The sequence below is a fragment of the Streptomyces sp. NPDC090445 genome (genome assembly GCF_044769385.1).
Lineage (GTDB): Bacteria > Actinomycetota > Actinomycetes > Streptomycetales > Streptomycetaceae > Streptomyces.
In genome coordinates this window covers 551,546-571,719 of record NZ_JBIVXV010000001.1, presented here as the reverse complement: position 1 = coordinate 571,719, position 20,174 = coordinate 551,546, and the positions used below count along the sequence as shown (strand labels likewise).

Below are 20,174 nucleotides of genomic sequence, written 5' to 3'. Positions count from 1 at the left end.
GCAGCCGAAGCTCTCGAACGTCCAGTCGACATACGGAGAACCTCACGGTGCCACCCGACGCCCGGCCCGCCCTCGCCGCGACCTGGTCGCGCGTCTCGGCGTTGGCGGAGTGGCGCGGCCAGGACCCGGCCGAGGTGCTGGACGCGGAGCGGCTGAGCCGGCTGAGCGGGGTGGAGCCGGAGCTGATCCCCGCGGTGGTGGCGGGGACGGCGCCCGCGGTCCCGCTGTGCGTGCGGGTGCACCGGCGCTTCCTGCGGCTGCGGGCCACGCGCCACGACCGGCACGGCCGGGAGTGGCCGCTGGCCGCCATCGCCGACGAGTTCGACGCGCCCGGCGCCTCCTTAGGCCCGCTCAACGCAGGCACCGGACTGCCCGGGCTGGGGCACGCCGCCGGTGTGCAGCGGTTCTTCGGGGTGTACGCGGGCTTCCTCCTCGCCGACAGCAAGAGCGCGGTGGAGCGGGCGCTGGCCGCCACCGCGGCCGAGGCCTGCACCAGGGCCGCTGCGGGCGCCCCGGTCACCGGATCCGGCGCCACGGACGACCTGGAGCACCTGTCGTACCTGACGGGCATGCCCCCGCACGCCGTCGCGCAGACCCTCGACGGCCGGCCGCCCCGGCTGCCGCTCAAGGAGCAGGTCCACCAGCGTTTCACGCACCTGCGCCGCACCCGCCCCCGGCCGGACGGGCAGGCCCACTCGCTGGCGGCCATCGCCCGGTCCTTCGACGCGTCCGGCCAGTCGCTGACCCGCCTGGCCCGCGGCGAGGGGCTGCCCAACCTCGCCGCGGCCGCGGGGATCCAGCGTTTCTACGGGGTCGAGGGCGGATTCCTGCTGGCCGACGACACCGAGGCCCTGGCCGCCGCGCTCGCCGGCATCGAGTACGAGCTGCGGTCCGCGGAGACGGACGCGGAGGACCCGATGCTCGCCGTCCTGCGGGCGCACGACGTCCGCGGCATCGTCACCCGGGCCGGCCGGCTGTCCGCGGCGGGCTGGAAGTCGCTCGCCGACCACCTGGACGACCTGCTGGCCCGGGAGGGCCTGCTCAGCGGCCCGGACGCGCACCGTGAACACCCGGCCCGCACGGCACGGGGCCGTGAAGACACCGCCGAGGGGGGAGCGCCATGAGGACCACACGGGCCATGCGGAAGCTCGGCGCGGATCTGCTGGCGGAGGTGCGCCTGGCGCCGCCGGCCGATGCCGCCGCGATCGTCGGGAGGCTGTGCGAGGCGTACGGCCGCAGGCGCGGCGGCCGGCCCGTGGACTTCCGCTTCGCCGGATTCCCGCCGGACACGGCCAGCGGGCTGTGGCTGGAGCTCGCGGACCGCGACCTGCTCATCATCGAGGAACGCACCCGTCCCGAGCACCAACTCGTCATCGCCTGCCACGAGTTATGGCATCTGGAGGAGGGCACCTGCGACAGCCACGGGCCGGGCATGGCCGTGGCCGCCCGGCTCGCGGGACGCCACGGCGACCTCGCGGAGCTGCTGCACTCGGAGAACGGCCTGGGCAGCGTCGTACGGCAGGCAGCCGCCCGCGCGGACCGGGAGGATCCGGCGGAGGTCCGGGCCGATACCTTCGGCCTGCACCTCGGCAAGATCCTCAAGGGCTTCCTGCAGCCGCCCTGCCAGGAGCAGCTCCCCGAGGCCATCGCGCGCATCAAGACCTCGCTCGGCTGGGGCCGTTGAGCACACCCCGCACCCCCTGCGGCTCACCTCGCACCCCTGCGGCGCAGCCCGGCGCCGCGGCGGCCACCGGCCCACCGCCGCCCTGCCGACGCACCTCACGCGCCGCTGCCCCCGCACGGCCCCGACAGAGAGCCCACCACACACGATGACCCAGCCCACCCCGCCCCGCCACGCCGTCGTCATCGGCGGCAGCATGGCCGGCCTGCTCGCGGCAGCGGTGCTCGCCGAGCACGCGAAGGTCACGATCATCGACGCCGACACGCTGCCCGACAGCCCGGCGCCGCGGCGCGGACTCCCCCAGGCCCGGCACGTCCACGTCATGTGGTCGGGCGGGGCGCGCGCCATCGAGAGGATCCTGCCGGGCATCACGGAGGCGTGGATCGCGGCGGGCGCCATCCGCCGGAGCCTGCCCACCGACCTGGTCACCAAGACGGCACAGGGCTGGATCCCGCGCTGCGGGGAGAAGCAGTTCAACATCTCGTGCAGCCGCGACCTGCTCGACGCGGTGGTCCGCGCCCGCGTGACGGGCCTGAGCGGTGTCACCACCCTGCAGCAGAGCCGGGTGCGGGCGCTGGAGGGGACGGCGGCCCGCGTCACCGGCGTCCGCGTCGACACCCCCGGGCAGGAGGGGCTGCTGGTCACCGCCGACCTCGTCGTGGACGCGAGCGGGCGCGGCTCCCGCGCCCGGGCCTGGCTCCAGCAGCTCGGGGTGGGCGGGATCAGGCAGGCGCAGGTGGACTCCGGGCTGGTGTACGCGACCCGCATCTTCGAGGCGCCGCCCGGGGCCCACGAGATGGGCTTCCCCATCGTCAACGTGCAGTCCGACCCGCGGGTCCCCGTGCCCGGGCAGACCGCGACGATCGTGCCCATCGAGAACGGCCGGTGGCAGGTCACCCTGTCGGGCACCCGCGGCGGCCAGCCCACCGGCGACCCCGACCGGTTCATCCCGTTCGCCACGGGCATCCGGGACCCGATCGTCGGCGAGCTCCTCGAAGGCCGCAAGCCGCTCACCGACGTCGCCGTCACCCAGGGAACCGCCAACCGGCGGGTCTACTTCGAGAAGGCCGGCCTGCCCGACGGGTTCTTCGCCGTCGGGGACTCGGTGGCCACCTTCAACCCGCTGTACGGGCAGGGCATGACCGTCGCCGCCCAGGGCCTGCTGGCCGTACGGGCCCTGCTGCGCGCCAAGGGGCTCGCCCACCCCTCGTTCGGCCGCGAGGCGCAGCGGGCGCTCGCCCCTATGGTGGCCACCGCCTGGGAGCTGGCCACCTCCCAGGACATCCTCTACCCCGGGGCCACCGGGATGCGGCCGCGGGCCGGGGTCGGCCTGCTGAACGCGTACGTCAGCCGGCTGATGACGGGCGCGACCACCCGGGAGGCGCTGACGGCCGCGTTCCTCCAGGTCATCACGATGAGCAGCCCGCCCACGTACTGGCTGCGCCCGTCGGTGGTGTGGCGGGTGCTGCGCGCCTCGGGCCGGGGCGCGCTGAAGGCGCCGCCGCTGACCGCGGCCGAGCGGGCCGTCGCGGGCCTCGACCCGGTCGCCGGGCGGGCCGGACCCGCGGCCGCCCCCGGGCCGGGCGGCCCCGGGCCGGGCGGCCCCGTCGATCCGGTGGGCCCCGTCGGCCAGGCGCGATGAACGACGGGCTCATCCTCTACGTGCCGGGTTCGGTGCTGATCCTGGCGCTGCTGATCAAGGCGCCGACCCTGCGCCGGAACTGGGACCAGCCGCTGATGCGGGCGGTGTGCACCCTGCTGGTCGTCGGCTGCCTCGTGATGTTCCTGGCGTCGCCGCCGACGATCGCGGCGGTGAACCGGCTGACCGGCATCACCAACTTCTCGGCGCCGCTGGTGTACGCGGTGCTCACGGCGTTCTCGGGATCGTGCGTCGTCCTCGTGCTGCACTGGGGCGGCGGCCCGCCCGCGGTGGTGCGGCGGGCGACCCGGCTCACGTCGGCGGTGTTCGGCGCCGTCGCCCTGCTCATCGTCTTCCTGTTCGTGATGGGGGACGCGCCGGTCGAGCGGCTGCGGGACCTGGACACGTACTACGCCACCACGCCCTGGCTGCGCGAGATGATCGCCTGCTACCTGCTGGCGCACATGGCGGGCAGCTCGGCGCTGACCGTCCTGTGCTGGAAGTGGCTGCTGCGGACGGACCCCTCGCTGCGGCCGCTGCGCACCGGGCTGGCGCTGATCGTGCTCGGCGGGGTCGCCGACCTGGGCTACCTGGCGGCGAAGTGGGCGGCCGTGGGCGCCCGGTGGGCCGGCCGCGACTGGGACGGGCTGTCCACGTACGCGGCGCCGCCGCTGGCGGCATCGTCGGCCCTGCTGGTGGGGGCCGGTTTCATCGTGCCGCTGGTCGGCGGCTCGGAGGCCTGGCGGGACTACAGCCGGTACCGGCGGCTGCACCCGCTGTGGAAGGCGCTGCGCGGCTTCGCCTCGCCGAGCGTGCGGACGGTGCCGCTGACCTGGTGGTCGCCGATCGGGATCCGGCTGATCCACCGCGAGTCGGTGATCGACGACGGGATCCTGGCGCTCGGCTGCTGGTTCGACCCCGGGGTGCGGTGCGCCGCGTACCGGGCCGCGCGCGCCCAGGGCATGGACGGGCCGCGGGCCTTGCTGGTGGCGGACGCGGCGATGCTCGCGGCGGCCGTACGGCGCCGGGAGGCCGCCGAGCTGGCGGGCTGTGTCGGGGAGCACCGGAAGGACGCCGACCAGGGGCCGCCCGACCCGTACCGGCTGGACTCGACGCCGCTGGCGGCGCTGGCCCGGGAGTTCCGCTCGTCGCCGATCGTGGCGGCCGTGCGCAGCAGCCACGACGGCCGCGACGGCCACGGGGAGTGACTCCCAGGCGCTCGGGCCGGAGGGGCGGGCGGCGGCCGCTCAGGCGGCGCGGGCCTCCCCGGGCCCTGGCCCGGTCCCGGGTTCGGGGTTGCGGGCGAGCCAGGCCCCGTACGCGCGGACCCGGCGCCGGTGTCTGAGCTGGTCGAGGGCGAACGCCGCCCGGGCCGAGGCGTGCGGCCGCGGTTCCAGGCCCCGGGCGAGCCGGTGCAGCTGGAGGCGTACGAAGGCCAGCAGCGCGGCGCCGGCCAGGTCCCGGTCCTTCCACCGCAGGCGTTCCACGGTGACGCGTACGTCCTCCCCCGCGCGCCAGCGGGCCGGCAGGTCGGGCCGGAACGCCAGGGCGGAGGCGAGGCCGACGACGGCGAAGCCGCGGTCGAGGACCCGGCCCGCGGTCTGGCTGCGGGCTATCCCGCCGGTCAGCATCAGCGGCATGGCGGCGGCCTCGACGAGCTGTTCGGCGAAGGCGAGGAAGTACGCCTCGCGCTCCAGGGTCCGCAGGTCGGCGGTGCGGCCCAGGGTGGCGGGGCTCTCGATGCTGCCCCCGGACAGTTCGACCAGGTCGACGCCGAGGCCGCCGAGGATCTCCAGGACCCGGGCGGCGTCGTCGGTGTCGAAGCCGCCGCGCTGGAAGTCGGCGGTGTTCAGCTTCACCGCGACCGCGAAGTCGTCCCCGACCTGGTCGCGGACGGCCCGGACGACCTCGGTGAGCAGCCGGACCCGGTGGGGGAGGCTGCCGCCCCAGCGGTCGGTGCGCCGGTTGACCAGCGGGGAGAGGAACTGGCTGAGGAGGTAGCCGTGGGCGGCGTGGATCTGGACGCCGTGGAAGCCGGCCTCCCGCGCCCGCCGGGCGGTGACCGCGAAGCGGTGGACGGTGGCCCGGATGTCGGCCTCGGTCATCGCGGTGGGGCGGGCGAAGCGCTTGGTGTGCTTGCCGAGGCTCACCCCGACCTCGGAGGGCGCCCAGGCGGTGCCGGGCATCTCGGCGCCGACCTGCCGGCCGGGGTGGTTGATCTGCATCCAGACCCGGCCGCCGCCCGAGGCGGCGGCCCGGGCCCAGCGGCGGAAGGGGCCGAGGGGGCGTGCGCGTCGAGGACGACCGTCCCGGGGGCGGTCAGGGCCCGGCGGTCCACCATGACGTTGCCGGTGATCAGCAGTCCGGCGCCGCCCTGCGCCCACCGGCGGTAGAGGTGCTCGATGCGCTCGCCGGGCAGCTGGCCGGGCCCGGCGAGGCCCTCCTCCATCGCGGCCTTCGCCAGCCGGTTCGGCAGCCGGCCGCCGTGGGGCAGGTCGAGTGGTGTGAAGAGGTCCATCTGCGCTCCCCCCGGACCGCTCGTGGCACGTGTCATCCGTATGCGGCCGACAACATACCGCCACGTGTCCGGGGCGCGTCAGCCCCCTGCCGGACCCGGCTGCGGCCGCCGTCGGTCAGAGGTCCGCGAGGGAGAGGCCGGCCTGCGCGGCGGCCGCCTGCACGGTCTGCTCCAGCAGCACGGCGATGGTCATCGGGCCGACGCCGCCGGGGACCGGGGTGATCAGCGAGGCGCGGGCGGCGGCGGACTCGAAGTGCACGTCGCCGACGTTGCCCTCGTTGTAGCCGGCGTCCAGGACCACGGCGCCCGGCTTGATGTCCTCGCCGCGGATGAACTCGGCCTTGCCGACGGCGGCGACGAGGACGTCGGCCTGGCGGACGATCGAGGACAGGTCCCGGGTGCGGGAGTGGCAGTAGGTGACGGTGGCGTTCTGCTCCAGCAGCAGCATGCCGGCGGGCTTGCCGAGGATGGCGCTGCGGCCGACGACCACGGCGTGCTTGCCGGTGAGGTCCACGTCGTACTCGGCGAGCAGGCGCATGATGCCGCCCGGGGTGCAGGAGACGAAGCCGGGCAGGCCGAAGCCCATGGCGGCGAAGGAGTGCATGGTGACGCCGTCGACGTCCTTGCCCGGGGCGATGGCCTCGAAGGCGGCGCGCTCGTCGATGTGGTGCGGGACCGGGTGCTGGAGCAGGATGCCGCTGATCGCCGGGTCCTCGGAGAGGGCTGTGAGGGTGGCGACGAGCTCCTCGGTGGTGGTCTCGGCCGGCAGCTCCACGTGGCGGGAGGTGATCCCGGCCTTGGCGCAGCGGTTCTGCTTCATGCGGACGTAGGTGACGGAGGCCGGGTCCTCGCCGACCAGGACGGTCGCGAGGCAGGGCGCGGTGCCGGTGCGCTCGGTGAGCTTCGCCGCGTGGGCGGCGGTCTGCTCGGAGATGCGGCGGGCGAGGGCGGTGCCGTCCATGAGGCGGGCGGTGGCAGTCGTCATAGGGGTCTCCTGGGCGTCGCTGCGGATCGCGGTTCGCCCAGGCGCGCGGCTTCGGCGTACGCGCGGTACGCCGGGCGCACGACGGGTGTGACGTACGCCGGGCCGCTCCCCGGTGGTGATCCACCCGAACGCCAGTCACGGCCCGTGCCCACTGTAGTCGACGGCGCCGGACGGCCGGAGGGGCCCCGGACCGGGCGGGGAGAGACGGACAAATCAGTGGATCACCCGTGCCGCGCCGGGAACGATGTGGGATATGACACGCACTTTTGATGATCTGGTGGCAGAGGCCGAGTCCGTCGCCGTGGCGGGGTGGGACTTCTCGTGGCTCGACGGCCGCGCCACCGAGCAGCGGCCCTCCTGGGGCTATCAGCGGATGCTGGGCGAGCGGCTCGCCCGCGTCCGCTCCGTACTCGACATCCAGACCGGCGGGGGCGAGGTGCTCGCGGGAGCGGGGCCGCTGCCGCCGCTGACGGCGGCGACCGAGTCGTGGCCGCCGAACATCGACAAGGCCACCCGGCTGCTGCACCCGCTGGGGGCGGTGGTCGTCGCGGACGCCGACGAGCCGCCGCTGCCGTTCGGGGACGAGGCGTTCGAACTGGTGTGCAGTCGGCATCCGGTGACCGTCTGGTGGGAGGAGATCGCGCGGGTGCTGCGCCCGGGCGGCACGTACTTCTCCCAGCAGGTCGGGCCGTCGAGCGTGTTCGAGCTCGTCGAGTACTTCCTCGGGCCGCTGCCGGAGGGGGTCCGGCGCGCCCGGCATCCCGACGATGCGGTCGCCGACGCGACGAGGGCGGGGCTGGAGGTCGTCGATCTGCGCTCGGAGCGGCTGCGGACGGAGTTCCACGACATCGGGGCGGTGATCTATTTCCTGCGGAAGGTGATCTGGATGGTGCCGGGCTTCACCGTCGACCGGTACCGTGACCGCCTGCGGGAGCTGCACGAGGAGATCGAGCGGGAAGGCCCGTTCGTGGCGCATACGGCCCGCTTCCTCGTAGAGGCGCGCAAGCCGGGCTGAGCCCTGTCCGCCGAGGTCGGGGCCGCGCGGGCGCGCGGACGGATTCCCGGCCGATCGGTTGCGCGTCCACAGCGTGGCGCAGGTCACTCAATTCAGCGCGTAACGAATCGACTCGGGCATGCGATGAACCGACAGGTTGTCCTCGCGCGGCCCGGAATACAGACCCCCCTCGGGTCTGTTTCCCGAGTCCGCGCGATGATGACCCGCCCACTCCTATCTGTTCGCAACGAGAGGCTTCTTGTGTCGCTCAGCCCGTCCCGTACGTTCCCTCCGGAGATCGCCGATTCCGAGGCCCTGGTCGCGCTCGTCGAGCGCGGCCGCGAGCAGGGTCACATCAACGGTGACGACGTGCGCCAGGCCTTCGAGGCCGGGCGCATCCCGGTGGACCAGTGGAAGCGGGTCCTGCGCAGCCTGAACCAGGTCCTGGACGAGGAGGGTGTCGCCCTCCACGTCAGCGCGGCCCCCGCCACCAAGGCTGCCGCCAAGAAGCCCCGCAAGGCTGCTGCCGCCCCGGCCCGCACCGTGACGAAGAAGGTCGCCGCGCCGCGCCCGATCGGCGCCCGCAGCAAGGCCGCGACCGCCGCTGCTGCCGCCGCCGCTGCCGCGGCGCAGGCCGCCCCGGCCGCCGCAACCGCCGCCTCGGCCTCCGCCTCGGCGATATCCGCCACGTCGGCCGCCGCGCCGCAGGCCGTGGCGGCGGAGGCCGCCGCCGAGCCGAAGAAGCGGACGGTCAAGAAGGCCGCGGCGAAGAAGACCGCTGTGAAGAAGACCACCGCGGCGGCCAAGAAGACCACCGCCAAGGACGCCGACGACGCCGAGAACCCGTCCGCCGAGGGCGAGGACTGGCAGACCGAGGAGCTCGTCGACGAGGCCGAGGAGGAGACCCCGGGCGGCCAGGGCTTCGTGCTGTCCGACGAGGACGAGGACGACGCCCCGGCGCAGACGGTCATGGTGGCCGGTGCCACCGCCGACCCGGTCAAGGACTACCTCAAGCTCATCGGCAAGGTGCCGCTGCTCAACGCCGAGCAGGAGGTCGAGCTCGCCAAGCGGATCGAGGCCGGCCTGTTCTCCGAGTACAAGCTCGAAGAGGAGGAGGACCTCAAGCCCGCGTACCGGCGCGAGCTGGAGATCCTGGTCGAGGACGGCCGCCGGGCCAAGAACCACCTGCTGGAGGCCAACCTCCGTCTCGTGGTGTCCCTCGCCAAGCGCTACACGGGCCGCGGCATGCTCTTCCTGGACCTGATCCAGGAGGGCAACGTCGGTCTGATCCGCGCGGTGGAGAAGTTCGACTACACCAAGGGCTTCAAGTTCTCCACGTACGCGACCTGGTGGATCCGGCAGGCGATCACGCGTGCCATGGCCGACCAGTCGCGCACCATCCGCATCCCCGTCCACATGGTCGAGATCATCAACAAGCTCGCCCGTGTGCAGCGGCAGATGCTCCAGGACCTCGGCCGCGAGCCCACGCCGGAGGAGCTGGGCAAGGAGCTCGACATGACCCCGGAGAAGGTCATCGAGGTCCAGAAGTACGGCCGTGAGCCGATCTCCCTCCACACCCCGCTGGGTGAGGAGGGCGACAGCGAGTTCGGTGACCTGATCGAGGACTCCGAGGCGGTCGTCCCGGCCGACGCGGTCTCCTTCACCTTCCTGCAGGAGCAGCTGCAGTCGATCCTGGGCACGCTCTCCGAGCGTGAGGCGGGTGTCGTCTCCATGCGCTACGGCCTCAACGACGGCCAGCCGAAGACGCTCGACGAGATCGGCCGCGTGTACGGGGTCACCCGTGAGCGCATCCGCCAGATCGAGTCGAAGACGATGTCGAAGCTGCGCCACCCGTCGCGCTCCCAGGTGCTGCGCGACTACCTGGACTGATCTCCGGATCGGGCCGGAAACGCAGCGGCCCCCGTACCCCGCCCTCACGGGCGGGGTACGGGGGCCTTTCGCGTACTCGCGGGTTCAGTGCTCCAGCAGGTTCCGCAGCCGCTCCTCGTTGCGGGCCATCTCCTTGCGCGCGTGCGGCTTGACCACGAACGGGGCGATGACCCTGCCGATGCCGTGGCCCTCCAGTTCGAGGTCCAGGGTCAGGCGGGAGCGCTTGCCGCCGTCCAGCGGCTCGATGGCCCCGTGGACGTGGCCGCGCACGGGCCCGTCCACGCCCTCCATGTGCCAACTGCGGGGCGGGTCGAGCTGCTTGACCTCCATCGTCATCGGGAACTCCCGCTTGCCCATCCTTCGGGTGACCTCGACCCGCTGCCCGACGTGGGGCGGCGCGCCGTCCAGCGCGCGGGCGGAGACGGCACTCTCCTGCCACTCCGGGAGGTGTCTGGGGTCCGTCACATAGGCGTAGACGTCCTCAGGACTGGCGGAAATGTCGATGGTCTCTCTGATCGCGGACATGGCGACCCCTTAGCGCCCCCCTGCTTGTCCTCTCATTCCAAACTACCCCCGCAGGTCAGGAGGCCGCGCGGGCTTTGCGGGCGGCGATCACGGCGTAGACGAGCACACCGGCGAAGAGGAACAGGGTGCCCTGGTAGACGGCGGCGTAGCCGGAGCCTGCGACCAGCCACATCGAGAAGCCGAAGGCCGCGGTGGCGAGGGAGGCGTCGCGGACGAGGCGGCCGCGGTGGACCTGGTCGGCCTTGCCCTCCAGCAGGAAGCGGATCTGCGCGGCGGTGGCGAGCAGGTAGGGGACGGTCGCGGTGAAGGTGGTGACCAGGACGAGGATCTCGAAGACGCCGCCGGAGCCGGCCGTGTAGTTGTAGACGGTCAGGACGGAGGCCAGGGCGGTGGTGACGAGCACGCCCATCACCGGGACGCCGCGCTTCTTCTTCCCGAAGGCCTTCGGGAAGAGGCCGTCCTTGGCGGCGGCGTACGGGGTCTGCGCGCTGAGCAGGGTCCAGCCGTTCAGGGCGCCCGCCATGGAGATCACGGCGGCGCAGGCGACGACGGTGCCGCCCCAGGTCCCGCCGAACATGGCGTTGACGGCGTCGGTGAAGGGGGCCTCGGAGTCGACCAGCCGGTCGTGGGCGACCAGGCCGAACACGGAGAGGGTGCCCAGCAGGTAGACGACGGCCGCGCCGGCGGTGCCGAGGATCGTGGCCCGGCCGACGTTGCGGGCGGGGTCGCGGACCTCGCCGGCGCTGACGGCGGCGGACTCCACGCCGAGGTAGCTGAAGAGGAGGATCGCCGCGGAGGCGGAGAGGGCGCCGGCCGGGCTCTGGTCGGTGGCCTGGAACGGGCCGAGGTTGGCCGGGTCGAAGAAGAACAGGCCGCCGACCGCCACCAGCAGCAGCGGGGCGAACTTCAGCACGGTGGCGACGAGTTGGACGGTGCCCACCCAGCGGGTGCCGGCCAGGTTGGCGAGCGCCGGGAGCCACTGCATGGCCAGGGCCGCCAGGCACATGGACCACTTGTGCGCGCCGATGGCCGGGAAGAGGACCGACAGGTAGCCGACCGAGGCGACGGCGAGGGCCGCGTTCGACACCCAGGAGGTGATCCAGTAGGTCCAGGCCGCGAGGAAGCCGGCAAAGTCGCCGAAGGCGGCGCGGGCGTACACGTACGGGCCGCCGGTCTGCGGGAGGCGCTCGGCGAGCCGGCCGAAGACCAGGGCCAGGGCTATCGCGCCGAGCGTGAGGACGCCGAAGGCGACCAGGCTGATCGTGCCGAAGGGGGCCACGGAGGCGGGCAGCAGGAAGATGCCGCCGCCGATGATGTTGCCCATGACCAGGCAGGTCGCGATCGGAAGGCCGAAGCGGCGGGCGTGCGGGCCGCCCGTGCTCCCCTCCGCGGTCTCGGGGGCGGGGGCCTCGGGGGCCGGGTCCATGACAGGGGTGGTGCTCAAGGGTCGCGCCTCGGGTGTTTCACATGCCGGACAGGTCGACACATGCTCCGGTACGGTGCGGGTCCCGCAAAATCAACGGCTTTCGTCCGGCACGGACACCCCTGCGGACGGAAAGATTCCGCTCTGCGGGGCCCCAGACCGCGGATCCTTCGGCGCAGCCCCTGCGGGCGCCGCCCTCCCGCCCGGCTCACGGGCCTCCGCGGACGCCGGATCCGCAGCCTCCGCAGCCGCAGCCGTTGCAGCCGTTGCAGCCGTCCGGGCCGGTCCCAGTGGTACCTGCGGCCCGTCCAGCTCCCGCAGCCAGCCCCGCAGGACGCGGTGCACGGCCTCCGCGCCCACCGGGCCCGGCGGGTCCGGCTCCGACAGGTCGGCCGGCCACATCAGGAAGGCCTCCCCCTGCTCCCCGCCCAGGCCGCCGTGCGAGCCGACCTGCTCCTCGAAGGCGTGCACCTGCCCGGTCAGCGGGTCGTACGCGGAGTTCACCATGATGTCCGGGACGTGCGGGAAGCCGTCGCTGCGCCGGACCGCCTCCGCCGCCCCCGGCCCGAACGGGGCCAGCAGGGCCTCCGCCTCCCCCGGCTCGGGCAGCCGGGCCGCCACCCCGCCGGGGCCCAGCACCACCCCGTCCACCAGCAGGAACCCGATGCCCGGATGGTTGGCCAGGGTCGGCAGCAGCGCCGGGTGCGCCCGCTCGATCCGCTCCCGCGTGGCCCGGCCGCGGATGTCCGGGAAGGAGATCACCCCGAGGTTGCCGGAGGCCAGCACCACCGGCTCCCGGCGGCCCGGCCGCGGCTGCTCCTCCTCGTCCTCCTCCACGGGCCGGTGCAGGGCCGCCAGCACGGCCGCCCGGGCCTCGGCGCCGCTCGGGGTGCCGCCGGCCCGGCGGGAGACGGGCAGCCCGCAGCCCGCCCGGACCAGGTCCTTCAGGGTCAGCCCGTACCGGCTCAGGAAGGTCTCCCCCGGGCTCTGCCCGTGGTCCGACAGCAGCACGATCCGATAGGTGCGCGGTGCGTGCTCGGCGACCCGCGCCAGGAGCGCGAGGCTGCGGTCGAGGCGGGCCAGGACCTGGTCGGTGTCCCGGCCGCGCGGCCCCGAGTGGTGGGCGACCTCGTCGTACGCGACCAGGTCGGCGTAGATCGCGGAGCGCCCGGCGAGCATGTCGCCGATCACCGCGGCCACGACCACATCGCGCTCGACGACCGTCGCGAAGGCCCGGATCAGCGGGTACAGGCCGCCCCGGGACACGCGGGGGCCGTCGCCGCGCAGCCGTGCCCGTACCGACTGGACGATCTCCCGGCAGACCTCGGCGACGAAGGACACCGCGGTGCGGACGGCGTTCGCCGGGTCGGAGAAGTACGCGAAGTAGCCGGCCCGCGAGCGGTTGGCCCGGCCCCGGCGGGCCGAGACCGACAGCACCAGGGCCAGCTGGTCGGCGCCGCCGCTGAACAGGTTGCCGCGGCTGGCCCCGTCCAGGATGAGCAGCCCGCCGTTCCCGGTGCGGGCGACGGCCCGGCGCTGGAGTACGGCGGCGCTGGCGGGCCGGTTGCAGACCATCACCTCGCCGCTCTCCTTCTCGTACCAGCGGAAGGCGGGCACGTCGAAGGCGGAGCCGTGCAGGATGCCGAGCTGGCTGGCGCCGGTCTGGCTGGACCAGTCGGTGCGCCACGGGGTGATGCGGTGGCTGTGCTCCAGCCAGTCGGCCACCGTCGGCATCACCCCGCCCGCCGCGGCCTCGCACAGCACCCGGTGGCCGACGCCGTCGAGCTGGACGAAGAGCAGGCCCGGCGGCACCGGCCGGGCGCCGTCCGCGCCCGTCCCGCGGCGGCGCCGGCGCCGCCGGTCGGCGAGCCGGTAGAGCCGCCGCCGGTACGCCTCGTCGTCGCGGACCGCGAGCGCGGTCGAGGTCGCCGACGCGACGGCGGACATGACCGCGGCCACCACGACCGCGGTCTCGGGGGCCGCCTCCCCGTGCCCGGAGGGGATCAGGCGGAGCGCCATCAGCAGCAGGGAGCCGTTGAGGAAGAACACGAGCACGCCCAGCACCAGGGCCGGCACCAGCAGCAGGGCCCGTACCAGCAGCGGCCACACCAGCGCGCTCAGCAGGCCGAACGCCCCGGCGCCCCAGGCCGCGGTCAGCCCGACCCGGGTGATGCTCTCGCCGTCCCCGGACTGCAGCCGGAAGTCGGGCAGGATGCCGGCCAGCACCAGCATCGTCAGGGTGGACACCGCCCAGACCACGATCACGCGCAGCAGGGCGCCGCCCGAGCTCCGCAACCGTCCTCGCCGCACGCCGCACCCGCCTCGTGTCTCCCCCGGCCACGGCCGGTAAGCACCCCCGGGCCCGCGCGCGCCGCCCGCGGTCCCCGCCGCCTCGTCCAGCGTCGCACAGCGGGCGCCGCGGCGCGGGCCGGTGCGGGGGCAGCGGGTGGTGCGGGGCAGCGGGTCAGGTGCCGTCGTAGCCGGCGGTCGGCATGGAGAGCCTGCGGTGCACCTCGGCCTTCATCGCGGAGGTGTAGTGCGGCTCGTCGAGCCCGGCGGTCTCCAGCCGTACGCCGCGCCGCCGGCACTCCGCGGTGAACTCCTCGACGGAGCGCAGCGCCCGGGCGAGCACGCGGTGGTTGGGGGCGACGAACAGGTCGACCTGCCCGGCGTCGACGTCGCACCACAGCGCGCAGTGGTCGGGGCGCAGCCCGTAGACGAGCAGCTCCCTGGTGACGACGTAGCCCTGGTCGGCGGCCCAGCGGTCGCACATGGCGCGCTGGCTCCGGGTGTCCACGGCGAAGGGGTCGGTGTCCAGATCCTCGAGCGGGGCCAGGCTGGCGATCGCGGCCACGCGCAGCTCATCCATGCCGCCCGACCCTACTCCGATCCGGGGCTCGGGAGGAGGGGTGCGGACGGTTTGGGTGCGGGCACTCATCCGGGCCGTGCCCCGCAGGGGCGCGGGGCACGGCCCGGATCCCGCCGGCCCGCGGTTTCACGACCGGACTGCCGGCGGAGCGCCTACGCTCGTGGCGTGCGGCCCGTGCGGTGCGGGGCCGCGACAGGACGGGGGTGCCGGATGCCGGTGGAGATCACCTGGTGGGGGCATGCCGCATGCACGGTGGAGGACTCCGGGGTGCGGGTGCTGACGGACCCGCTGTTCGCCCGGCGGCTGGCGCACCTGCGCAGGCGGCGGGGGGCCCTGCCGCCTGCCGAGGCGGCCCGGGCGGACGTGGCGGTGGTGTCGCACCTGCACGCCGACCACCTGCACCTGCCCTCGCTGGCCCGGCTGGCGCCGGGGACCCGGCTGGTCGTCCCGCGCGGGGCGCGCCAGGCGGTGCCGGGGCTCGCGCGGCTGGCCGGGGTGCGGTCCCTGACGGTGACGGAGGTGGTTCCGGGGGACGAGGTCGGCGTGGGCCCCGGGGTGACGGTACGGGCGGTCAGTGCGCGGCACGACGGGCGGCGGCTGCCGTTCGGGCCGCATCTGGCGCCGGCCCTCGGGTACGTGGTGCAGGGCGCGCGGCGGACGTACTTCGCCGGGGACACCGGGCTGTTCGCGTCGATGGCCGAGGAGGTCGGGCCGGTGGACGTGGCGCTGCTGCCGGTGGGCGGCTGGGGCCCGTACCTGGGGCCCGGGCACCTGGACGCGGCCCGGGCGGCCCGGGCGCTGGCCTCGCTGGCGCCGGCCGCGGCGGTGCCGGTGCACTACGGGACGTACTGGCCGATCGGGCTGGACGCGGTGCGGCCGCACGAGTTCCATGCGCCGGGCGATGACTTCCTGCGGCACGCGGGGCGGCTGGCGCCGAAGACGGCGGTCCGGGTGCCCGGGCACGGGGAGCGGGTGCGGCTGCCGTGACGGGGTCCGGGCTCGCGGTGGCGACGGCAGCGGCGGCTGCGGTGGCGGTGGCGGTCGGGCGGGTGCCGCCGGAGACCACGCAGCAGGCGGTCGGCTACCCGGCGCTGTTCGTGCTGGTGGCGCTGGGCGCGCTGGTGCCGGTGGTGCCGACGGGGGCGCTGGTGAGCTCGGCGGCGGTGGTGGCGTTCCATCAGGAGTTGCCGCTGGTGGGGGTGCTGGCGGTGTTCGCGGTGGCCGCGGCGGCGGCGTTCACCGGGGACGTCACCCTGTACTGGCTCGGGCAGCGCGGGGTGCGGTCCCCGGGCGGCTCGCGGTGGGTGGAGGCGCTGCGGGCGCGGGCCGCGCCGGAGCGGCTGGACCAGGCCCGGGCGCGGCTGGACGAGCACGGGGTGCTGGTGCTGGTGCTGTCCCGGCTGGTTCCGGCGGGCCGGATCCCGGTGATGCTGGCCTGCCTGCTGGCGCAGCTGCCGCTGGGCCGGTTCGCGCGGGGCGACCTGCCGGCGTGCCTGGCGTGGGCGGCGACGTACGGGCTGATCGGGATCGTGGGCGGGTCGCTGTTCGCGGAGCCGTGGAAGGGCGTGGTGGCGGCGGTGGCGCTGGCCCTGCTGGTCAGTGCGGCGCCGGCGGTGTGGCGCCGGCTGCGGCCGCCGGAGTAGCCCGCCCCCGGGAGGTTCCTGCGCGGCGAGCCGGCGCCTGCCGGACCGGCCCGCGGCGGTGCCGAACCCCTGCCCTTCGAGCTGGCAGCCCTCGGTGTCCCGTGCGTGCCCAGCGCGGACGGGTCGTCTCCGAGGGCGGCACCCCCTACTTCAGCAGCCCACCCAGGCCGGAGGCATGGGCCGGGGCGGGCGACAGCCCGGAAACGAGACCGCCGACCTGGCGCTTCGCGTCCCGGACCGTCGGGGCGAGGAAGTTGAGCGACAGGAGGTTGTCGAGGGCGAGGGGGCCGGCGCCCTGGCGTGCGGCTGCGGGAGCGGCCTGAGTGGTCGGAGCGGAGACGAGGGCGAGGACGACGGCCAGGGCTGCGCCGCCCGCGGCGCGGGTGAGGGTGCTGGAGGTCATGACGGCCCCAACGCCCTCGGGGCCCGCCCGGTAATGGCTGATGGGCCGTACGGGGCCGCGTTTCGCCCGAGTGGCCCCTCACAGGGCTGGGCCGTCCGACCGGGCGCCCGTCCGGGACGTGCGTCCGGGACGTGCGGCCGGACAGCCGAGCTGCGTTCGGTCAGGGCGCCGTGGCCCCGAAGGTCTGGCTGTTGGTGTTCCTGGCCTTGGGGCTGTTGAAGTTGGTGTTGGTGTTGATGTTGTTGTAGATCGGGATCAGCCCGCTGAGATTGATGGGGAGGATGGACGTGCCGTCGGTGCCATCAGGAGGCTCGGGCAGCGTGTAGGTGAGGACGACGCGCCCGTTGCCGGTGTTCGCGCCGGTGGTGAAGGTACTCCCGACAGGTCCGGCGCTGGACCCGCCGCCGCCACCGCCCGCACCGGAGAACTCCGTGTTGGTGATGCCGCCGCCTCCACCGCCTCCGCCGCCGAAGACTCCGCCGCCGCCCCCACCGCCGGCAGTGATCCCGCTGCCCGGGTTTCCGGCTTCGCCGGCGCCGCCGACGCCGCCGGTGCCGAAGACGCCGGAGTTGCCGTTCCCGCCGGTGCCATCGACGCCGGTCCCCCCGGCCGCGCCCGCGCCCGGCGAGGTGGGGGTCGCGCCCTCGCCACCACCGCCACCGGTGGTGTCGGTGCCCGGGGTGCCGTCGGCGCCGTCCGAACCCGACTGGCCGCCGGCGCCGCCTCCGCCGCCGGCCAGTTCGGCGGTTCCGCCGCCGCCTCCTCCGCCGCCGGCCGTCACCAGCCGGGAGAGCAGGTCGAAGGCTCCGGAGCGAACGTCCGAAGCGCCCCCGCCGCCCCCGCCGTGGGCGAGGTCCGACAACCCGCCGGTGCCACCGCCGTTGAAGCCGCCGGTGCCCGGACCGCCGTCCGTCCCGGCACCGCCCGCACCGCCGACATTGACCTGCACGGTCTGGCCGGGTGTGACGGTCAGACTGCTGGTGACCACGGCACCGGGACCCCCGGCTCCTCCGGGACCGGGATCACCGGACCCGGCACCCCCAGAAGCGCCTCGGGCCTCAACGGACAGCTGTGTCACGCCGCTGGGCACGGTGAACGTGTCGGCCGCCCCGGTGTAGTCGAACGTGCACACCACCTGGCTGCCGGTCTGCACACAAGAGCCTTGCGCGCGGGCCGCCCCGGCCAGGGCCGGTACGAGGGCCAGGGACACGCCCGTCGCAAGCATCGCAGCCGCCAGGGAGCGCATTCGCGGCCTGGCGCCATGACGTGGGATGACGGATTCGGTTGAAGTGGACACTTGCAGACCTCCTTCTTCTGCCGCGCGCCGGCCACCGGCACGGAAGCCCGCCACCATCGGCCCCAGGACAGCCCGGCAGTGCAGTACGGGAAGGGACGTTCGGCTGACGGCCACCACAGGTCACGGAAAACGCCGGCCAGGGGTCGGCCGGCACCCATGCCGTCTCACCGGGGGAAGGCCCGCGCCGCCGCCTACTCTTCGGGGCGCGAGGTCGGAACGTGCAGGGGGTCGGCTGTTCAGGGCGCGGTGGCTCCGAAGGTCTGGGTGTTGGTGTTGCTGGCGCCGGGGCTGTTGAAGTTGGTGTTCGTGTTGATGTTGTTGTAGATCGGGACCAGGCCGCTGAGGTCGACGGGGAGAACCGACGTGTCGCCACCGTCCCCGTCAGCGGTGGGGCAGTCGGGACCGGGGATGTTGGTCCGGTCGTTCACGAAGTCGCCACCGGGGACGGCGAGGTCGAGCACGCTGGCGGTGTTGGTGACCGTGCAGGGAGCGTCGGCCGCCACGTCGACGGTGACTTCGATCGTGTAGCTCGTACCCGGCGGCAACTGGCCGCTGGTGCAGATGGTCGTATTGGGGGTGGAGCCCCCGAAACAGCCGGTCCCTTCGGGCCTGTTGATGAACTCGAGGTCGGCGAATGTCAGCCCTTCCGGGTAGTTGTCGGTCATTCGCGTCCCTTCGACGGAGGTCGGTTCATCGCCGGTGTTGGCGACCGTGATGCGGTAGACCCCCTGTCCGCCGCGGGGGAAATCCCCCTCGTGGGTCTTCGTGATGGTCAGCTGGGCCTGCGCGTGAGCGGGGGTTGCCCCTGCTGCGAACGGCAGCGCGACACCCAGTCCCAGGACGGTGCCGAGGGAAGCGAAGCGCCGCCTCAATGTGTGGTTGGCCATGGTGGGTCCTCTCCTGTGGTGCTCGTGGGTTCGCCGGCAGGCACGGTCCGGCCGCGAAGGGCGGGCAGCCCCGCTCGTGTGGGACGCCTGCGCATTCAGGAACGCGCCGGGTCCGGGATGATCACGGCCGCGCGCCCCGCAATCACCCGATCGCCACGGGCCCGGGTCTCACGGGGGCGGTCACCAGGCGCGGGACGCCCCGACGGGCAGGTCCCACAGGTCCCCGCGGTCGAGGCCGGCGCGGTCCCAGGCGGCGCGGGCGCGGTGCAGGGGCTCCATGACCGGCTCGGCGGACAGGACGAACGTGCCCCAGTGCATGGGCGCCATCCGGCGGGCCCCGACGTCGCGGCAGGCCTGTACGGCCTCCTCGGGGTCGGTGTGGACGTCGCACAGCCACCAGCGGGGGGCGTAGGCGCCGATCGGCAGCAGGGCCAGGTCGATGCCGGGGTGGCGGCGGCCGATCTCGGCGAACCAGTGGCCGTATCCGGAGTCGCCGGCGAAGTACACCCTGCGCGGGGCGGCGGACCGGGTGTCGGTGAGGATCCAGCCGCCCCACAGGCTGCGGCAGGTGTCGACGAGGGACCGCTTCGACCAGTGGTGGGCGGGGACGAAGTCGAAGCGTACGCCGTCCAGTTCGGCGGCCTCCCACCAGTCGAGCTCGGTGACGCGGGTGAAGCCGCGGCGGCGGCACCAGCGGCCGAGGCCGGCCGGGACGAAGAGGGCGGTGTGCCGGGGCAGCCGTCGGAGGGTGGGGGCGTCGAGGTGGTCGTAGTGGTTGTGGCTGATCACGACCGCGTCGACGGGCGGCAGGTCCGCCCAGCGGATGCCGACGGGGGTCATGCGGGGCGGGGTGGCGAGGATCCGGCGGGACCAGACGGGGTCGGTGAGGACGGTCAGGCCGCCGGTCCGCACCACCCAGCTGGCGTGGCCCGCCCAGGTGACGCAGGCGGTGCCGGGGGCGAGGTCGGGCAGCGGGTCCGGCCGGCAGGGCAGGTCGGGGATGCCGCGCAGGCCCTCGGGGCCGGGCCGGAAGACCCCCTCGCGCGCGAGGCGGGCGTAGGCGCGCAGCCCGGGGAGCGGGGTGGTGAGCCGGTCGGCGAACGACCGCGGCCACACCCGCCGCTCCCCGACCGGCCGCAGCCCCCCGCCGACACCGGACCCGGGGCGTCCGGGCGCGAGGGGCACAGGGGGCGCGGGGGGCACAGGGGGCGCGGCGCGGGCCGGTACGGGGGACGCGGGGCGCCCGGGCGCGGGGGTGGCGGGCGCCGGGGCTCCGGGTGCGGCCGCCAGGACGGCGGGGGCGGGGGTGGCAGGTGCGGGGGTGGCGGGTCCCGGTGCGGCGGCGGGTGGCAGGTCCCTCATCGAGAAGTCTCCGCTCGTCGTGTCGGTCGGGTCCGGCGTCGGCGCCGGCGTGGGACCC

At 74.7% G+C, this 20,174-nt stretch carries 19 protein-coding genes; 8 read left to right on the top strand and 11 right to left on the bottom strand.

Annotated features, from left to right (window positions below):
- The first annotated feature begins 47 nt into the window (after nucleotides 1–47).
- The 4 genes from ACIQUT_RS02560 (at nucleotide 48) to ACIQUT_RS02545 (ending at nucleotide 4,528) form a co-directional block, all read left to right on the top strand.
- Nucleotides 48–1,124 carry a hypothetical protein gene (locus ACIQUT_RS02560; RefSeq protein WP_403558390.1) on the top strand — a complete coding sequence of 359 codons (1,077 nt, stop codon included), beginning with the start codon at nucleotides 48–50 and terminating at the stop codon, nucleotides 1,122–1,124.
- Complete coding sequence (locus tag ACIQUT_RS02555; protein ID WP_403558388.1) at nucleotides 1,121–1,684, top strand: toxin-antitoxin system, toxin component; 564 nt, start codon at nucleotides 1,121–1,123, stop codon at nucleotides 1,682–1,684. The genes ACIQUT_RS02560 and ACIQUT_RS02555 overlap by 4 nt, the downstream gene beginning before the upstream one ends.
- Nucleotides 1,685–1,829: 145 nt before the next feature.
- Complete coding sequence (locus tag ACIQUT_RS02550; protein WP_403558386.1) at nucleotides 1,830–3,323, top strand: NAD(P)/FAD-dependent oxidoreductase; 1,494 nt, start codon at nucleotides 1,830–1,832, stop codon at nucleotides 3,321–3,323.
- Nucleotides 3,320–4,528: an MAB_1171c family putative transporter gene (locus ACIQUT_RS02545; RefSeq protein ID WP_403558384.1), complete on the top strand. Its 1,209-nt coding sequence runs from the start codon at nucleotides 3,320–3,322 to the stop codon at nucleotides 4,526–4,528. Before ACIQUT_RS02550 ends, ACIQUT_RS02545 begins: the two co-directional genes overlap by 4 nt.
- A 39-nt stretch (nucleotides 4,529–4,567) precedes the next feature.
- Here ACIQUT_RS02545 and ACIQUT_RS02540 read toward each other — a convergent pair whose 3' ends face one another.
- From ACIQUT_RS02540 to ACIQUT_RS02530, 3 genes are all read right to left on the bottom strand, one after another.
- Entirely contained in the window at nucleotides 4,568–5,545 is a 978-nt protein-coding gene (locus tag ACIQUT_RS02540) for a 2,4-dienoyl-CoA reductase (RefSeq protein ID WP_403558382.1), read from the bottom strand.
- A complete protein-coding gene (locus ACIQUT_RS02535; protein ID WP_403558380.1) occupies nucleotides 5,467–5,838 on the bottom strand; it encodes a hypothetical protein in 372 nt (123 codons plus the stop codon). The genes ACIQUT_RS02540 and ACIQUT_RS02535 overlap by 79 nt, the downstream gene beginning before the upstream one ends.
- Nucleotides 5,839–5,953: 115 nt before the next feature.
- The gene (locus ACIQUT_RS02530; RefSeq protein WP_403558378.1) at nucleotides 5,954–6,823 is read right to left on the bottom strand and encodes a bifunctional 5,10-methylenetetrahydrofolate dehydrogenase/5,10-methenyltetrahydrofolate cyclohydrolase; all 870 of its coding nucleotides are present in this window, start codon (nucleotides 6,821–6,823) and stop codon (nucleotides 5,954–5,956) included.
- A gap of 253 nt (nucleotides 6,824–7,076) precedes the next feature.
- On the opposite strand from ACIQUT_RS02530, the gene ACIQUT_RS02525 reads away from it, so the two are divergent.
- On the top strand, nucleotides 7,077–7,838 hold the full coding sequence (locus ACIQUT_RS02525; RefSeq protein WP_403558376.1) for a class I SAM-dependent methyltransferase: 762 nt from the start codon (nucleotides 7,077–7,079) through the stop codon (nucleotides 7,836–7,838).
- Nucleotides 7,839–8,078: 240 nt separating this feature from the next.
- Nucleotides 8,079–9,707: an RNA polymerase sigma factor gene (locus ACIQUT_RS02520; protein ID WP_403558374.1), complete on the top strand. Its 1,629-nt coding sequence runs from the start codon at nucleotides 8,079–8,081 to the stop codon at nucleotides 9,705–9,707.
- A gap of 84 nt (nucleotides 9,708–9,791) precedes the next feature.
- Here ACIQUT_RS02520 and ACIQUT_RS02515 read toward each other — a convergent pair whose 3' ends face one another.
- From ACIQUT_RS02515 to ACIQUT_RS02500, 4 genes are all read right to left on the bottom strand, one after another.
- Complete coding sequence (locus tag ACIQUT_RS02515; RefSeq protein WP_403558372.1) at nucleotides 9,792–10,232, bottom strand: SRPBCC family protein; 441 nt, start codon at nucleotides 10,230–10,232, stop codon at nucleotides 9,792–9,794.
- A gap of 55 nt (nucleotides 10,233–10,287) precedes the next feature.
- A complete protein-coding gene (locus tag ACIQUT_RS02510; protein WP_403559297.1) occupies nucleotides 10,288–11,658 on the bottom strand; it encodes an amino acid permease in 1,371 nt (456 codons plus the stop codon).
- Between the two features lie 90 nt (nucleotides 11,659–11,748).
- Nucleotides 11,749–13,887 (bottom strand): alkaline phosphatase family protein, encoded by a 2,139-nt coding sequence (locus tag ACIQUT_RS02505; RefSeq protein WP_403559295.1) that lies wholly within the window; start codon nucleotides 13,885–13,887, stop codon nucleotides 11,749–11,751.
- A gap of 232 nt (nucleotides 13,888–14,119) precedes the next feature.
- A complete protein-coding gene (locus ACIQUT_RS02500; RefSeq protein WP_385429572.1) occupies nucleotides 14,120–14,524 on the bottom strand; it encodes a hypothetical protein in 405 nt (134 codons plus the stop codon).
- Nucleotides 14,525–14,734: 210 nt separating this feature from the next.
- Here ACIQUT_RS02500 and ACIQUT_RS02495 point away from each other — a divergent pair, with 210 nt between their 5' ends.
- Together ACIQUT_RS02495 and ACIQUT_RS02490 are read left to right on the top strand one after the other, a co-directional pair.
- Entirely contained in the window at nucleotides 14,735–15,511 is a 777-nt protein-coding gene (locus tag ACIQUT_RS02495; RefSeq protein ID WP_403558370.1) for an MBL fold metallo-hydrolase, read from the top strand.
- Nucleotides 15,512–15,552: 41 nt separating this feature from the next.
- Entirely contained in the window at nucleotides 15,553–16,167 is a 615-nt protein-coding gene (locus ACIQUT_RS02490) for a DedA family protein (RefSeq protein ID WP_403559293.1), read from the top strand.
- 145 nt (nucleotides 16,168–16,312) lie between these two features.
- On the opposite strand, the gene ACIQUT_RS02485 is transcribed toward ACIQUT_RS02490, so the two are convergent.
- From ACIQUT_RS02485 to ACIQUT_RS02470, 4 genes are all read right to left on the bottom strand, one after another.
- Nucleotides 16,313–16,570: a hypothetical protein gene (locus ACIQUT_RS02485; protein ID WP_403558369.1), complete on the bottom strand. Its 258-nt coding sequence runs from the start codon at nucleotides 16,568–16,570 to the stop codon at nucleotides 16,313–16,315.
- Nucleotides 16,571–16,730: 160 nt separating this feature from the next.
- Entirely contained in the window at nucleotides 16,731–17,795 is a 1,065-nt protein-coding gene (locus ACIQUT_RS02480; protein ID WP_403558367.1) for a hypothetical protein, read from the bottom strand.
- Nucleotides 17,796–18,103: 308 nt separating this feature from the next.
- A complete protein-coding gene (locus ACIQUT_RS02475) occupies nucleotides 18,104–18,754 on the bottom strand; it encodes a hypothetical protein (protein WP_403558365.1) in 651 nt (216 codons plus the stop codon).
- A 180-nt stretch (nucleotides 18,755–18,934) separates the two neighbouring features.
- Complete coding sequence (locus ACIQUT_RS02470) at nucleotides 18,935–20,116, bottom strand: MBL fold metallo-hydrolase (protein ID WP_403558363.1); 1,182 nt, start codon at nucleotides 20,114–20,116, stop codon at nucleotides 18,935–18,937.
- Nucleotides 20,117–20,174: the final 58 nt, after the last annotated feature.